Annotated in this window: 12 protein-coding genes; 3 read left to right on the top strand and 9 right to left on the bottom strand. The window is 70.7% G+C overall.

What is annotated here, in order from left to right; genetic code table 11:
- Positions 1-40 precede the first annotated feature (40 nt).
- The 3 genes from ACTMVF_RS03255 to ACTMVF_RS03265 all read right to left on the bottom strand — a co-directional run bounded on the left by ACTMVF_RS03255 (position 41) and on the right by ACTMVF_RS03265 (position 2,601).
- Positions 41-871 (bottom strand): MBL fold metallo-hydrolase, encoded by an 831-nt coding sequence (locus ACTMVF_RS03255; protein WP_441269393.1) that lies wholly within the window; start codon positions 869-871, stop codon positions 41-43.
- A 58-nt stretch (positions 872-929) separates the two neighbouring features.
- Positions 930-1,796 carry an NUDIX hydrolase gene (locus ACTMVF_RS03260; protein WP_441269394.1) on the bottom strand — a complete coding sequence of 289 codons (867 nt, stop codon included), beginning with the start codon at positions 1,794-1,796 and terminating at the stop codon, positions 930-932.
- Positions 1,797-1,926: 130 nt separating this feature from the next.
- A complete protein-coding gene (locus ACTMVF_RS03265; RefSeq protein WP_015658871.1) occupies positions 1,927-2,601 on the bottom strand; it encodes a Crp/Fnr family transcriptional regulator in 675 nt (224 codons plus the stop codon).
- 368 nt (positions 2,602-2,969) lie between these two features.
- Between ACTMVF_RS03265 and nth the strand changes: the two genes are divergently transcribed.
- The 3 genes from nth (at position 2,970) to ACTMVF_RS03280 (ending at position 6,135) form a co-directional block, all read left to right on the top strand.
- Positions 2,970-3,989: an endonuclease III gene (gene nth / locus ACTMVF_RS03270; protein WP_441269395.1), complete on the top strand. Its 1,020-nt coding sequence runs from the start codon at positions 2,970-2,972 to the stop codon at positions 3,987-3,989.
- 151 nt (positions 3,990-4,140) lie between these two features.
- Positions 4,141-4,836, top strand: coding sequence for an NUDIX hydrolase (locus tag ACTMVF_RS03275; protein WP_441269396.1), 696 nt, complete (start codon positions 4,141-4,143; stop codon positions 4,834-4,836).
- 99 nt (positions 4,837-4,935) lie between these two features.
- Entirely contained in the window at positions 4,936-6,135 is a 1,200-nt protein-coding gene (locus ACTMVF_RS03280; protein ID WP_441269397.1) for a MarP family serine protease, read from the top strand.
- Between the two features lie 117 nt (positions 6,136-6,252).
- On the opposite strand, the gene ACTMVF_RS03285 is transcribed toward ACTMVF_RS03280, so the two are convergent.
- The 6 genes from ACTMVF_RS03285 to ACTMVF_RS03310 all read right to left on the bottom strand — a co-directional run bounded on the left by ACTMVF_RS03285 (position 6,253) and on the right by ACTMVF_RS03310 (position 14,621).
- Positions 6,253-6,435, bottom strand: coding sequence for a hypothetical protein (locus ACTMVF_RS03285; protein WP_441269398.1), 183 nt, complete (start codon positions 6,433-6,435; stop codon positions 6,253-6,255).
- Between the two features lie 127 nt (positions 6,436-6,562).
- Complete coding sequence (locus ACTMVF_RS03290) at positions 6,563-7,513, bottom strand: alpha/beta fold hydrolase (protein ID WP_441269399.1); 951 nt, start codon at positions 7,511-7,513, stop codon at positions 6,563-6,565.
- Positions 7,510-8,013 carry a phage holin family protein gene (locus tag ACTMVF_RS03295; protein ID WP_441269400.1) on the bottom strand — a complete coding sequence of 168 codons (504 nt, stop codon included), beginning with the start codon at positions 8,011-8,013 and terminating at the stop codon, positions 7,510-7,512. The genes ACTMVF_RS03290 and ACTMVF_RS03295 overlap by 4 nt, the downstream gene beginning before the upstream one ends.
- A gap of 77 nt (positions 8,014-8,090) precedes the next feature.
- Positions 8,091-9,530, bottom strand: coding sequence for a Na+/H+ antiporter NhaA (nhaA, locus tag ACTMVF_RS03300; RefSeq protein ID WP_441269401.1), 1,440 nt, complete (start codon positions 9,528-9,530; stop codon positions 8,091-8,093).
- Positions 9,531-9,731: 201 nt separating this feature from the next.
- Positions 9,732-11,690: an acetate--CoA ligase gene (gene acs, locus ACTMVF_RS03305; protein WP_441269402.1), complete on the bottom strand. Its 1,959-nt coding sequence runs from the start codon at positions 11,688-11,690 to the stop codon at positions 9,732-9,734.
- A gap of 324 nt (positions 11,691-12,014) precedes the next feature.
- On the bottom strand, positions 12,015-14,621 hold the full coding sequence (locus ACTMVF_RS03310) for a bifunctional SulP family inorganic anion transporter/carbonic anhydrase (protein ID WP_441269403.1): 2,607 nt from the start codon (positions 14,619-14,621) through the stop codon (positions 12,015-12,017).
- Positions 14,622-14,742 lie beyond the last annotated feature (121 nt).

Raw genomic sequence — 14,742 nt, forward strand, 5'->3', positions numbered from 1 at the left:
GCGAGGCCCAGCGACGCCGGGATGATCCGAACGGCAGGGCCTAGATGAGCCCGTGCTCCTCCAGGTAGTCCAGCTGCGCCCGCACCGACAGTTCGGCCGCCGGCCACAAGGAGCGGTCCACGTCCGCGTACACGTGGGCGACGACCTCGGCCGGTGTGCCGTAGCCGTCCTCGACGGCCGTCTCGACCTGGGCGAGGCGGTGGGCGCGGTGGGCGAGGTAGAACTCGACGGCGCCCTGGGCGTCCTCCAGGACCGGCCCGTGGCCGGGGAGGACGGTGTGCACGCCGTCGTCGACCGTGAGGGACCTGAGCCGCCGCAGCGAGTCCAGGTAGTCGCCCAGGCGGCCGTCGGGGTGCGCCACGACCGTCGTACCGCGACCCAGGATCGTGTCGCCGGTCACCACGGCGCGGTCGGCCGGGAGGTGGAAGGAGAGGGAGTCGGCGGTGTGGCCCGGCGTCGGAACGACGCGCAGCTCCAGCCCACCGACGCTGACCACGTCCCCGGCCCTCAGCCCCTCGTCGCCGAGCCGCAGCGCCGGGTCCAGAGCACGCACGCGCGTGCCGGTCAGTTCGGCGAAGCGGACGGCGCCCTCGGCGTGGTCCGGGTGGCCGTGGGTGAGCAGGGTCAGGGCGATGCGTTTGCCGGCCTTCTCGGCCGTGGCGACGACGTTGCGCAGGTGTCCCTCGTCCAGCGGGCCCGGGTCGACGACGACGGCCAGGTCGGAGTCCGGCTCGGAGAGGATCCAGGTGTTCGTGCCGTCCAGGGTCATCGCGGAGGGGTTGGGCGCGAGGACGTTGACGGCGCGGGGGGTGGCGGGGCCGGTGAGGACCCCGCCTCGCGGCTGGCCGGGGAGGGCTGCTGCGTCCGTCATGCGAGGGGGCCTTCCAGAGCTGTGGACAGTGCGGGCGCTGCCGGCGCTGCGGGCACGGTCATGCGGGAGCTCCGCCGGCCGGGATGTGCTTGGTGAACTCGTCGTGGCCCGGCCAGGAGAGCACGATCTCGCCGTCATCCAGGCGGGCCTGTGCCAGTACGGCGGTCAGATCCCGGTCGGGGGCGGCGGCGAGGGCGTCGGCGGCGCTTTCGTACGGGGACAGCTGGCGCAGTGTCGCGATGGTGGGCGGCATCATCAGCAGCTCGCCCTTGTCGTACGAGGCGGCGGCGTCCGCGGGGCGGATCCACACCGTACGGTCGGCCTCCGTGGAGGCGTTGCGGGTGCGCTGGCCCTGAGGGAGGGCGGCGACGAAGAACCAGGTGTCGTAGCGGCGGGGCTCGAACTCCGGGGTGATCCAGCGGGTCCAGGCGCCCAGGAGGTCCGAGCGCAGGGCCAGTCCACGGCGGTCCAGGAACTCGGCGAACGACAGGTCCCGGGCGACCAGGGCGGCACGGTCGGCCTCCCAGTCCTCGCCGGTGGTGTCGCCGACGACGGAGTCGTCGGTGGGCCCGGCGAGCAGGACGCCCGCCTCCTCGTACGTCTCCCGTACGGCCGCACAGACGATCGCCTGGGCCGTCGCTTCGTCGACGCCGAGCCTTCGCGCCCACCACGCGCGCGTGGGGCCCGCCCAGCGGATCCGATGCTCGTCGCGGGGATCGACACCGCCGCCCGGGTAGGCATACGCCCCGCCGGCGAAGGCCATGGAGGCGCGGCGGCGCAGCATGTGCACGGACGGCCCGGCGTCGGTGTCCCTGAGCAGCATGACGGTGGCCGCACGCTTCGGAACGACAGGGGTCAGGCTTCCTTCCGCGAGCGCACGGATGCGATCCGGCCACTCCGGTGGGTACCACTGCCCGTTTGCCATGGGCGGAGGCTATCTCCTGGTGCGCGGATGTTCGAGGGGTGGCCGAATGCAGCGAGGTCCCGCCTCGCGGTGAGACGGGACCTCGACATCCTGGGACCTGGACGCTGACTGAACGCCTGGCTGGGGGCGCCTAGCGCGACCGCTTGGCCAGCCGCTCCACGTCGAGCAGGATCACCGCACGCGCCTCCAGGCGGAGCCACCCGCGCTGCGCGAAGTCGGCCAGCGCCTTGTTGACCGTCTCGCGGGAGGCGCCGACCAGCTGGGCCAGCTCCTCCTGGGTGAGGTCGTGGACGACGTGGATGCCCTCTTCGGACTGCACGCCGAAGCGGCGGGAGAGGTCGAGGAGTGCGCGGGCGACACGGCCCGGGACGTCCGAGAAGACCAGGTCGGACATCGCGTCGTTGGTGCGGCGCAGACGGCGGGCGACGGCGCGCAGCAGCGCGGTGGCCACCTCGGGGCGGGCGTTCAGCCAGGGCTGGAGGTCGCCGTGGCCCAGACCCAGCAGCTTCACCTCGGTCAGCGCGGTCGCCGTAGCCGTACGCGGACCCGGGTCGAAGAGGGACAGCTCACCGATGAGCTCGCCGGGACCGACGACGGCCAGCATGTTCTCGCGGCCGTCGGGTGAGGTGCGGTGGAGCTTCACCTTGCCCTCGGTGACGACGTAGAGCCGGTCACCGGGGTCGCCCTCGTGAAACAGGGAGTCACCGCGTGCGAGGGTCACCTCACTCATGGAGGCGCGGAGCTCCGCGGACTGCTCGTCATCGAGCGCCGCGAAGAGCGGGTTGCGCCGCAGAACGTCGTCCACGAGTTCTCTCCTTGTCGACCTGCTCAGGGGATCTTGCTCCCCCGCGTACCAGGGGACCGTGGTGCCCATTTTGCCGGACAGTCCAAACAGTGTGATCTGTCACAAGGATGCCGCACAGGTGTCCCGGGGTACGCGGCAGGGGTCCAATTGGGGGCCGATCTTCAGGGTCCGGGGCGGATGTCGGTGCCGGGCTTTAGGCTGGCCGGGTGTCCAAATCGCCGGTGAGAGCACAGGCCAAGGGGGCTGGGCGGGTGGTTGTACGTCGCGATTCCGCTGTGGGCGAACAGAACCCCGGTGGCGGAAGGAAAACGGCAAAAGCGGCGAAAGGGGCGCCGGGTGCGGCGTCGGCGAGTGGCGAGAAAGCGGCGGTGAAGAAGACGGCGACTGCGAAGAAGGCCGCGCCTGCGAAGAGGACGGCGGCCGTCAAGAAAACGGCGACCGCCAAGAAAACGGCGACCGCCAAGAAGGCGACGGCGATTGCGAAGAAGGTGGCCACGAAGAAGGTGACCACGAAGAAGGCGATCACCAAGAAACCCGCCATTGCCCCCATAAAGGCCACCGCCGCGGTAAAGGGCGCCTCCCCCGTCAGAACCGTCACCCCGAAGCCCTCCACGGCCGAGTCCCGTACCGCCCTCGTGCGCCGAGCCCGCCGTATCAACCGCGAGCTCGCCGAGGTCTTCCCGTACGCCCACCCCGAGCTGGACTTCGACAACCCCTTCCAGCTCCTGGTCGCCACGGTTCTGTCCGCCCAGACCACCGACCTGCGCGTCAACCAGACGACCCCCGCGCTCTTCGGCAAGTACCCCACCCCCGAGGATCTGGCCGCCGCCAATCCCGAGGAGGTCGAGGAGATCCTCCGTCCGTGCGGTTTCTTCCGGGCCAAGACCAAGTCGGTGATGGGCCTGTCGAAGTCGCTGGTGGAGAACCACGGCGGCGAGGTCCCGGGCCGGCTGGAGGACCTGGTCAAGCTGCCCGGCGTCGGCCGCAAGACGGCCTTCGTCGTCCTCGGCAACGCCTTCGGCCACCCCGGCATCACCGTGGACACGCACTTCCAGCGGCTGGTGCGGCGCTGGCAGTGGACCGAGCAGACGGACCCGGACAAGATCGAGGCCGAGATCGGCGCGCTGTTCCCCAAGAGCGACTGGACGGACCTGTCGCACCACGTGATCTGGCACGGCCGCCGTATCTGCCACGCCCGCAAGCCCGCGTGCGGCGCCTGCCCCATCGCGCCGCTCTGTCCGGCGTACGGCGAGGGCGAGACGGACCCCGAGAAGGCGAAGAAGCTCCTCAAGTACGAGAAGGGCGGCTTCCCCGGCCAACGCCTCAAGCCCCCGCAGTCCTACCTGGACGCGGGCGGCAGGCCGGCCCCGCCGCTGGGGGCCGGATGACGGTGCGGACCGAAGCGGCAGGGGCGCCGCGACACGGTCGTACGGCCGGCGCGGGACGGGCCGGGTGGCGTCGGGTGTGCGGTCATACGGCCCGGGCGGAACGATCTCGGTGCCCTCGGGCGTTGGAATCGGCAGGACGACGGGGGTGGCGATGACGCGCGCGAGCGGTACGCAGGACGGGCCGGTGGTGCTGAGCAAGGAAGGGCTGCCGGCCTGGCTGGATCCGGTGGTGCGGGTCGTGGAGACGGTCGAGCCGTTGCAGCTGAGCCGGTTCCTGCCGCCGAAGAGCGGCGCGGGGCGCCAGTCCGCCGTACTGATCCTCTTCGGCGAGGGCGACCAAGGGCCCGAGCTGCTGCTCATGGAGCGGGCCAGCTCGCTGCGTTCGCACGCCGGCCAGCCCTCCTTCCCGGGCGGCGCCCTCGACCCCGAGGACGGTGACCCGAAGGCCGACGGGCCGCTGCGGGCCGCGCTGCGCGAGGCCGAGGAGGAGACCGGGCTCGACCCCGGCGGCGTCCAGCTCTTCGGCGTGCTGCCCAAGCTCTACATCCCGGTCAGCGGCTTCGTCGTCACGCCCGTGCTGGGCTGGTGGCGCGAGCCGAGCCCGGTCGACGTCGTCGATCCGAACGAGACGGCACGCGTCTTCACCGTTCCCGTGGCGGATCTCACGAATCCGGACAACCGCGCCACGACCGTCCACCCCAGCGGCCACCGAGGTCCGGCATTTCTGGTCGAATCGGCCCTGGTCTGGGGTTTCACGGCCGGAATCATCGACCGTCTGCTCCATTTCTCGGGCTGGGAGCGGCCCTGGGACCGGGAGAAGCAGGTCCCGCTCGATTGGCGGTCATGACAGGGTGTCTGCCGTGCTGTGTTGCCCGGGGCGCTCCGGCCCTCGGTCCCCCCGGCCGTCCTGTGGTGATCGGAAAGTGACGAGGCGAGGCCTGAAGCAGTGAACGTGGTGGACATCCTGTTGCTGGTCGCCGCCGTGTGGTTCGCGATCGTGGGCTATCGCCAGGGTTTCGTCGTCGGCATCCTCTCGGTGATCGGCTTCCTCGGCGGCGGCCTCGTGGCCGTGTACCTCCTTCCGGTCATCTGGAACACGCTGACCGACAACGCGGAGGTGAGCACGACCGCTGCCGTTGTCGCGGTCGTCGTCATCATCATCTGCGCCTCCGTCGGCCAGGCTCTGACCACCCACCTCGGCAACAAGCTGCGCCGGTACATCACCTGGTCCCCGGCCCGCGCCCTGGACGCCACCGGCGGCGCCCTCGTCAACGTCGTCGCCATGCTCCTGGTGGCCTGGCTGATCGGCTCCGCCCTCGGGCAGACCACACTGCCGGGGATGGGCAAGGAGGTCCGCAGCTCCAAGGTGCTGCTGGGCGTCTCCGAGGCGCTGCCCGACCAGGCCGACACCTGGTTCAAGGACTACACCTCGGTCCTCGCGCAGAACGGCTTCCCCCAGGTCTTCAGCCCGTTCGCCAACGAGCCGATCAAGGAGGTCGCGCCGCCCGACCCGGCTCTGGCGGGCAGCCCGGTGGCCACCCGCGCCCAGCGCTCCATCGTCAAGGTGATGGGCACGGCGACGAGTTGCGGCAAGGTCCTGGAGGGCACCGGCTTCGTCTTCGCGGACCGCCGTGTCATGACCAACGCGCATGTGGTCGGCGGCGTCGACGAACCCACCGTCCAGATAGGCGGTGAGGGCAAGCGGTACGACGCGACGGTCGTCCTCTACGACTGGGAGCGCGACATCGCCGTGCTCGACGTGCCGGACATGAAGGCGCCCGCTCTGCAGTTCACGGCCACCGACGCCGAGAGCGGCGACAGCGCGATCATCGCGGGCTTCCCGGAGAACGGGTCGTACGACGTGCGTTCCGCGCGGGTGCGCGGGCGCCTGCCGGCCAACGGTCCGGACATCTATCACCGGGGCACCGTGCACCGTGATGTCTACTCGCTGTACGCGACCGTCCGCCAGGGCAACTCCGGCGGCCCGCTCCTCACGCCCGACGGCAAGGTGTACGGCGTGGTCTTCGCGAAGTCCCTCGACGACGCGGACACCGGCTACGCGCTCACGGCGGACGAGATCCAGGAGGACATCGTCAAGGGCCGTACCGCCAACCAGCAGGTGGACAGCGACAGCTGCGCGCTCTGACGGTCGGTCGAGGCCCTGTCGTTTGGATCGGGCCGGCTGTGAGGTGCGGTTCCTGTGGACCGACCTGTGCGTGCCAGGGCCCGCGACGCCGGGATGATCCAAACGACAGTGCCTGGGTCAGCCGCGCGGGTGGCGCAGGCGTACCGAGACCCAGCGGGCCCGGCGGCGCAGAATGCGCGGAATGCCCACCCGGAGGTCTGCGCCCTGCATCTGCGGGGTGCTGCCTCGCTGGTGGGGGCTCAGCCCATTGGCCGAGCGGCGATTGCGTGCTGCGTCACTGTAGTCGTGCGTCCAGCCCATACCCCGACGTCTGCCCCTGCCCCAAGGTCGATAACCGCCTCCAGGGCCCCCAATTGGCCTATGCGCCGGGCAATTGGCTGTTCGTAGGACACGTGTTCAGTTCCGGATACCGGGCGCATCGGCGTGGTCACCGATCGGGTTCGGGGTCTTTCAGCCAATTGATCAGTTCGGTCGAGAATGCGACCGGGTCTTCCTCGTGGGGGAAGTGCCCCAGCCCGTCGAACAGCCGCCAGCGGTACGGCGCTTCGACGTACTCGCCCGAACCGGCCGCGCTGCGCGTGCGCATGACGGGGTCGAGGGAGCCGTGCAGATGCAGCGTCGGCACGCGCACCGGTCGCTTCATGCGCCGGTTGAACTGGATGCCGTCGGGGCGGGCCAGCGAGCGCACCATCCAGCGGTACGGCTCGATGGAGCAGTGCGCCGTCGACGGGATGCAGATCGCGCGGCGGTACGTCTCCACCGCCTCGTCGTCCGGCAGGCGCGGGCCCGACCAGTCCCGGATCAGCCGGGCGACGAGCGCACCGTCGTCGGCCGTCAGCTGCCGCTCGGGAATCCAGGGCCGCTGGAACCCCCAGATGTAGGAACTCGCACTCGTCTGCTTGACGTCCGAGAGCATCGCCGAGCGCCAGCGCCGGGGGTGTGGCATGGACGCGACCGCGAGCCGCCGTACGAGCTTGGGGCGCATCACGGCAGCCGTCCACGCCAGGTATCCGCCCAGGTCGTGCCCGACCAGCGCGGCGTCGGGCTCGCCGAGCGAGCGGATCACACCGGTGATGTCGAGGGCGAGGTTGGCCGGGTCGTAACCGCGCGGCGTACGGTCGCTGCCGCCGACGCCCCTGAGGTCCATGGCGACGGCCCTGAAGCCGGCGTCGGCGAGGTCGACGAGCTGGTGCCGCCAGGTCCACCAGAACTGCGGGAAGCCGTGCAGCAGCAGCACCAGCGGGCCGTCGCCCATCTCCGCGATGTGGAAGCGCGCACCGTTGGCGGCCACGTCCCGGTGCGTCACCTCTTTCCCGCCGGGGACGTCCAGTCGTACGACTGAGGCGGGTTGCGCCGAAGGGGTGGCGGGATCGGTCATGACGATGAGCGTGCCACAGCCTCGATGGCCGCGGGCGCCCGGTCCTCCAGCTCCGGCGTCGTCGCCGGGGCCGGACGCGGGTGCGGCTTGGCGTTCTGCAGGACGCCCGCCGTCTCCTTCACCGAGGCGGCGACCTTCTGCGGACCCTTGCTCTTCTTGGCCTTCTTCGCGAAGACGACGCCGATCAGCGCGAGGACCGCGGCGACCAGGACGTTCGCGGCGAAGGACAGCAGGAAGCAGATCGCGAGGTTCCAGTCGCTCCAGGTCCGAATACCGTACGCCAGGGCGAAGTTCAGCATCGGCAGGGAGAACACCAGCACCGCACCGGCCAGCGTGAATGCGCCGCCGCTCGTCGCGCCGCGCTTGACGTCCTGCTTGAGCTGCGCTTTCGCCAGTGCGATCTCGTCGTGCACCAGCGCCGACATCTCGGTCGTCGCCGAGGCGAACAGCTGGCCGATGCTGCGTTCGGCGCCGACCGGGCTGCCGTCGGGTGCGCTCATCGCGATCTCCCTCGTAGTTACGGTTCCGTCTTCTGCCTGACTGCGTACGGTTCCGTCTTTTGTACCGTCCCGTCAGATCATGCCCGACGGTGCTCCTCCTCGCTTGCCCCGCCCGCCACTTCGGCAAGCGCGTGGCGTACGGCGGCCTGCTCCTCGGCGATACGGCGGTGTTCGGCGGCCTTGCGCTCGTGGATGGCGGCCATGCGCAGGTGGTACTCCGGCGTGTCCTGCTCGTAGATGTCCGGAATGCCGTCCGCGTCCTCGTCGCGCTCCTCGGCCTCGACCATCCTGCGGTACTTGGCGTTCCGTATCTTCAGCAGCACCGTCGCCAGGATCGCCGCGGTGAGGGAGCCGAGGAGTACGGCGGCCTTGATCTCGTCGGTCATCGCGGCGTCGCCCTCGAAGGCGAGTTCGCCGATGAGCAGCGAGACGGTGAAGCCGATGCCGGCGAGGGTCGCGACGGCGAACACGTCCGCCCACTCCAGGTCGTCGCTGAGCGAGGCCCTGGTGAATCGTGCCGTCAGCCATGTACCGCCGAAGATGCCGAGCGTCTTGCCGACGACCAGCCCGAGCACGACCCCGAGCGTCTCCGGCTGGGTGAACACATCGCCGAGTGCTCCGCCGGAGATGGTCACACCGGCGCTGAACAGCGCGAACAGCGGCACGGCCAGGCCGGCGGACAGGGGGCGTACGAGATGCTCGATGTGCTCACCGGGGGAGTGCGGCTCGTCCTCGTGCCGGGTGCAGCGCAGCATCAGACCCATCGCCACGCCGGCGATGGTGGCGTGGACGCCGCTGTTGTACATCAGCCCCCAGATCACGAGGGCGAGCGGGACGTACACGTACCACCCGCGTACGCCCTTGCGCAGCAGCAGCCAGAAGACGGCCAGGCCGACGACGGCGCCGCCGAGCGCGGCGAAGTTGATCTGGTCGGTGAAGAAGACCGCGATGATCAGGATCGCGAACAGGTCGTCGACGACGGCGAGCGTGAGCAGGAAGGCGCGCAGCGCGTGCGGCAGGGAGGTGCCGATGACGGCGAGCACGGCGAGCGCGAAGGCGATGTCGGTGGCCGTGGGCACGGCCCAGCCCTGCAGCGAGCCGCCGCCGGTGACGTTGGTCAACGTGTAGACCAGCGCGGGCACCGCCATCCCGCACAAGGCGGCGACGACCGGCAGTGCGGCCGCCTTGGGGTCCTTGAGATCGCCGGCGACCAGCTCACGCTTGAGCTCGATCCCGGCGACGAAGAAGAAGATCGCGAGGAGCCCGTCGGCGGCCCAGTGCTCGATGGACAGGTTCAGGCCGAGGGCCTCGGGGCCGAGGTGGAAGTGGCCGACGCTCTCGTAGCTGTCGTGCAGTACGGGGACGTTCGCCCACAGCAGCGCGGTGATCGCGGCGACGAGCAGCAGCACACCACCGACGGTCTCGGTGCGCAGCGCCTCCGCGACGAAGTTCCGCTCGGGGAGGGACAGCCGTCCGAAGACCTTGCGGACGGGGGTGGGGGTGCGGGGCGCGGCCACGAGGGGGACCTCCGGTCGGTGGGCAGGACAGAGCACATGCCGACCAGACTTCCCGGCGCACCTGAGGTTGAGATTGTTTTGCTTAGTTTATCTAAGGGTGCGCCGGAGTGCATCCGTCGAGCTCCACCGTACGTACACGAGGGGCACCCGGCGCGCTTGTCGCCGAGTGCCCCTCGATGGCCGACTCAGTCTCGGCCGGGCTCAGTCCTCGCTGGGTGCGGCGGGGAGCTTGGCCTGGATGAGGTCCATGACCGTCGAGTCGGTCAGCGTCGTCACATCACCGAGCTGGCGGTTCTCGGCGACGTCCCGCAGCAGACGGCGCATGATCTTGCCGGAGCGGGTCTTGGGCAGCTCGGCCACCGGCAGAATCCGCTTGGGCTTGGCGATCGGGCCGAGGGTGGCGCCGACGTGGTCGCGCAGTGCGTTGACGAGGCCCTCGTCCTCCGCGTTCGCCGTACCGCGCAGGATGACGAAGGCGACGATGGCCTGCCCGGTGGTCTCGTCGGCGGCGCCGACCACGGCCGCCTCCGCGACCGACGGGTGGGAGACCAGGGCGGACTCGACCTCCGTGGTGGAGATGTTGTGCCCCGACACGAGCATGACGTCGTCGACGCGGCCCAGCAGCCAGATGTCCCCGTCGTCGTCCTTCTTCGCCCCGTCACCGGCGAAGTACTTGCCCTCGAAGCGCGACCAATACGTGTCGAGGAACCGCTGGTCGTCGCCCCAGATGGTGCGCAGCATCGACGGCCACGGCTCGGTCAGCACCAGGTAGCCGCCACCGCCGTTGGGCACCTCGTTCGCCTCGTCGTCGACGACGGTCGCGGCGATGCCGGGCAGCGGCGTCTGTGCGGAACCCGGCTTGGTCGCGGTGACGCCCGGCAGCGGGGAGATCATCATCGCGCCGGTCTCGGTCTGCCACCAGGTGTCCACGATCGGCGTCCGGTCGGCGCCGATGTGCTTGCGGTACCAGATCCACGCCTCGGGGTTGATCGGCTCACCCACGGAACCCAGCACCCGCAGGCTGCTGAGGTCGAACTTCGCGGGGATGTCGTCGCCCCACTTCATGAACGTACGAATGGCGGTCGGCGCCGTGTACAGGATCGTCACCCCGTACTTCTGCACGATCTCCCAGAACCGGCCCTGGTGCGGGGTGTCCGGCGTGCCCTCGTACATGACCTGCGTCGCGCCGTTCGCCAGCGGCCCGTACACGATGTACGAGTGGCCGGTGACCCAGCCGACGTCGGCGGTGCACCAGTAGACGTCCGTCTCCGGCTTGAGGTCGAAGACGGCGTGGTGGGTGTAGGCGGCCTGGGTGAGGTAGCCGCCGGAGGTGTGCAGGATGCCCTTCGGCTTACCCGTCGTACCGGACGTGTAGAGGATGAACAGCGGCTGCTCGGCGTGGAACGCCTCGGGGGTGTGCTCGGCGGACTGCCGCTCGACGATCTCGTGCCACCAGACGTCACGGCTGTCGTCCCAGGCGACGTCCTGGCCGGTGCGCCGTACGACGAGCACGTGCTCGACGTTGTCCACCTTGCCGATCGCCTCGTCCACGGCGGGCTTGAGCGCGGACGGCTTGCCGCGCCGGTAGCCGCCGTCGGAGGTGATGACGACCTTGGCGTCCGCGTCCTGGATACGGGTGGCGAGGGCGTCCGCCGAGAAGCCGCCGAAGACGACGGAGTGCGCGGCGCCGATGCGGGCACAGGCCAGCATCGCGACCGCCGTCTCGGGGATCATCGGCATGTAGACGGCGACCCGGTCGCCCTTCTGAACTCCCAGCTCCAGTAGGGCGTTGGCGGCCTTGGAGACCTCGTCCTTGAGCTCGGCGTAGGTGAGGGCGCGGCTGTCGCCGGGCTCGCCCTCGAAGTGGATGGCGACGCGGTCGCCGTGCCCGGCCTCCACATGCCGGTCCACGCAGTTGTACGCGACGTTCAGCTCGCCGTCCTTGAACCACTTCGCGAACGGCGGGTTCGACCAGTCCAGCGTCTCCGTCGGCTCCTTGGCCCAGGTCAGCCGACGGGCCTGCTCGGCCCAGAAGCCGAGCCTGTCAGCCTTGGCCTGTTCATACGCCTCCGCGGTGACGTTGGCATCAGCGGCCAGGTCGGCGGGGGGTGCGAACCTGCGCTCTTCCTTGAGCAGGTTGGCCAGGCTTTCGTTGCTCACGACATCTCCCTTTCCCAGGGTGTCCGTTGTGTCCCAGGCCACAGCTCATCAGACCCGGGGCCCCGATGACAAGGGTCGACGGAAAATTGGTTTAGACCTGTCGGTGGCGGTTGGGCCGTGGCGGCCCGGAGGTTCTTTCGGCACCGGGGTCATCCGTTCCCACGGACGCCGCACGGCGGCGGTTCAGCTCTGTAATCCCTTTCACATTCCGGATCCCACTCCGGTCCGGGGCAGGTGAAAGGCCGTTCCTCGGATTCGGGGGCGTCGGCCCCTCCACATGAAGCGCGGCCCCGCACCGAGCGGGGCCGCGCGTACCTCTCCGCGTCAAGCCGACAGATCCGCCACCCCCACGTCGTCGAACACCTCGTCCTCGGTGCCCTCGGCGAGCAGATACGCCTGCGCTTCGCCCACGTGGAAGTACATCCCGTGCAACTCCAGCGCCCCCGCCCGCAGGGCTCGGGCCACCGACTCGTGGGCGCGCAGGTGCTCCAACTGCTGGACCACGTTGGTCAGGCAGAGCTGCTCGACCGCGTCGGCCGGCGCCCGCCCGGCGAGTCTGGCCCACGGCCGGCTCTCGTCGGACATCCGCTCCAGACTCGGCAGCCCGTGCCGCAGCCACCGCCGGAGCGGGGTCTGCGGACCGCCGGGCTCGGCGTTCAGCAGCGCCTGCATGGCCCCGCACCCGGAGTGCCCGCACACCGTGATGGACCGCACCTGCAGCACGTCCACCGCGTACTCGATCGCCGCCGCCACCGAGTCGTCCCCGCTCTCCTGGCCGGGCTGGGGGCACCTCCCAGCGTCAGTCGGGGGAGGAACGAGGTTGCCGACGTTGCGCACCACGAACAGGTCGCCTGGACCACTGGAGGTGATCATCGACGTGACCAGCCGTGAGTCCGCGCAGGTCAGGAACAGCTGGGAGGGCTGCTGCCCCTCACGCGCCAGCCGCGCCAGCTCGCTGCGCACCAGGGGCGCGGTGTTGCGCTGGAACGCGCTGATGCCGCGTGCCAGTTGATGTGCGCTCGGTCGACTCCCTTCGACTCCGCCGGACCCGTCGGCTCTGCTCTCGCCGGGCCGGCCGGACCGGGTGGGCCCGTCGGCGCCGCCGGCCTCGCCGACCGCGTCGAGCTCGCCCGCCGTACTGGGGGCGTCGGTGTCGCAGGACACGTCGCCGGCCCTGTCCCTCTCGCCGTTGCCGTCGCCGGCCCCGGCCGCCTGCGCCTCCCTGGGGTGTCCGTCCTGGGGCGCGACGGACTCCGGGATCTCGCACTGGTGGTTGCGCCAGGCCGTCCAGGGGTGGCACCGGCAGTCGGCCGACTCGGCGGCGTTCCTCCCGGCGTCGAGATGGAGGCCGACCGGTCCCGTCGGCTCGCCGATCCGGACCCCGGCCCTACGGCCGATCAGCTCGACCGAGCCGCCGTGCGCGGTGTGTGTGTTCTGCCAGTCCTGCAGTGACTCGTACGCCGCGTGGTCCATGAACGAACCGTCCAACTCCACGACGACGTCAGCGCCTTGGGGTACGAGATGCAGGGCCCGGCTGAGCCGTGGCACCGCGAGGAACGTCAGCTGCCCTCGTACATGTACGTGATGGACTCCTTCCTTCTCCTCATGCGTGATCCGGGTGCGGGTGAGGCGGTGCAGGGCGACGGCGACGGCCATGGCGATCCCCACCGCCACGCCCTCCAGGACGCCGAAGAACACCACGCCGAGGGTGGTGACGGCGTACACCAGCACCTCTCGGTGGCGGGTCACCGTGCGGATGTGGTGCAGGGACACCATCTGGATGCCGACGGCCATCACCAGGGCGGCGAGCGAGGCGAGCGGGATGAGCTCCAGGATCGGGACCATCAGCAGCGCGGCGACTACTACGAAAACGCCGTGCAGCATCGTGGAGTTCCGGCTCACGGCACCGGCTTGCACATTCGCCGAACTCCGCACCGCCACACCGGCCACGGGCAGTCCGCCGAGCGTGCCGGAGACGACGTTCGCGGCGCCTTGTCCGAGCAGTTCGCAGTCCAGATCGGAGCGGCCGACGCGACCGGGCCGGGCGGCGACCAGATCGGGACGGGAAGCGACCAGCTTGTCCACCGCGACCGCGCCGAGCAGCGACTGCACGCTGCACACCAACGTGATGGTGAGCACGGCGGCGGCGAGCCCGAGCACCGAGCCCTCGGGGAGCCCGGCCAAGGCGTGGCTGCTCCAGGACGGCAGGTCGACCTTGGGCAGGGTGAGCCCGGCGAGCGAGGCGGTGGCGGTGGCACCGGTGACGGCGACGAGCGCGGCGGGGACCTTGCGCAGGAGGCGCCCCACGCGCCCGGGGATGCGAGGCCAGAGCAGTAGCAGGGCCAGCGTCAGCGCGCTCACCGACACGGCGGCCGGGTGCAGGTTCGCCAACTGCGCGGGCAGCGCCCGGAGGTTGTCGAGGACGGCGCTCTGCGGGGTGCTGCCCAGGACGATGTGCAGCTGCGCCACGGCGATGGTGACGCCGATGCCGGCGAGCATGCCGTGCACGATGGCGGGGCTGACGGCGAGGGCGCTGCGGGCGACGCGCAGGCAGCCCAGGCCCAGTTGGGCGAGGCCGGCCAGCACGGTGATGGCGCAGGTCGTCCGCCAGCCGTAGCGATGGATGAGGTCGGCGGTGACGACGGTGAGCCCGGCGGCGGGACCGCTGACCTGGAGGGGCGAGCCGCCGAGCCATCCGACGACGATGCCTCCGACGGCGGCGGCGACGAGGCCGGCCTGCAGGGGCGCGCCGGTGGCCAGGGCGATGCCCAGGGACAGGGGGAGCGCGATCAGGAAGACCGCGATCGAGGCCGACACATCGGCGCCCGCGATGCGGAAGCGGCGGGGCCGGTTCGGGGGCGGACTGTGGGGCTCGTGGATGCGCTTCTGTCGACGTGGGTCGTCGGCGCGGGTGGGGACGCAGGCGGACATGTTTCCCGTCTCCTCCGGGGCAGCGCGGTCGCGGATCTGGTGGTCCCTCGCTCCTGGGCGAGGGGTCGGGTCGCGGCCGTGTGGTCACGGCATGCAGCGGCGGGATGCATCAACAGTCGGT

Origin of the sequence: Streptomyces sp. SD31, assembly GCF_052068475.1 — a bacterium.
Taxonomy (GTDB): domain Bacteria; phylum Actinomycetota; class Actinomycetes; order Streptomycetales; family Streptomycetaceae; genus Streptomyces.

Coding starts and splice junctions, on each gene's coding strand:
- ACTMVF_RS03260 (WP_441269394.1), bottom strand. CDS start 1,796: ATGGCAAACGGGCAGTGGTACCCACCGGAGTGGCCGGATCGCATCCGT.
- ACTMVF_RS03310 (WP_441269403.1), bottom strand. CDS start 14,621: ATGTCCGCCTGCGTCCCCACCCGCGCCGACGACCCACGTCGACAGAAG.
- ACTMVF_RS03255 (WP_441269393.1), bottom strand. CDS start 871: ATGACGGACGCAGCAGCCCTCCCCGGCCAGCCGCGAGGCGGGGTCCTC.
- ACTMVF_RS03285 (WP_441269398.1), bottom strand. CDS start 6,435: ATGGGCTGGACGCACGACTACAGTGACGCAGCACGCAATCGCCGCTCG.
- ACTMVF_RS03295 (WP_441269400.1), bottom strand. CDS start 8,013: ATGAGCGCACCCGACGGCAGCCCGGTCGGCGCCGAACGCAGCATCGGC.
- ACTMVF_RS03275 (WP_441269396.1), top strand. CDS start 4,141: ATGACGCGCGCGAGCGGTACGCAGGACGGGCCGGTGGTGCTGAGCAAG.
- ACTMVF_RS03290 (WP_441269399.1), bottom strand. CDS start 7,513: ATGACCGATCCCGCCACCCCTTCGGCGCAACCCGCCTCAGTCGTACGA.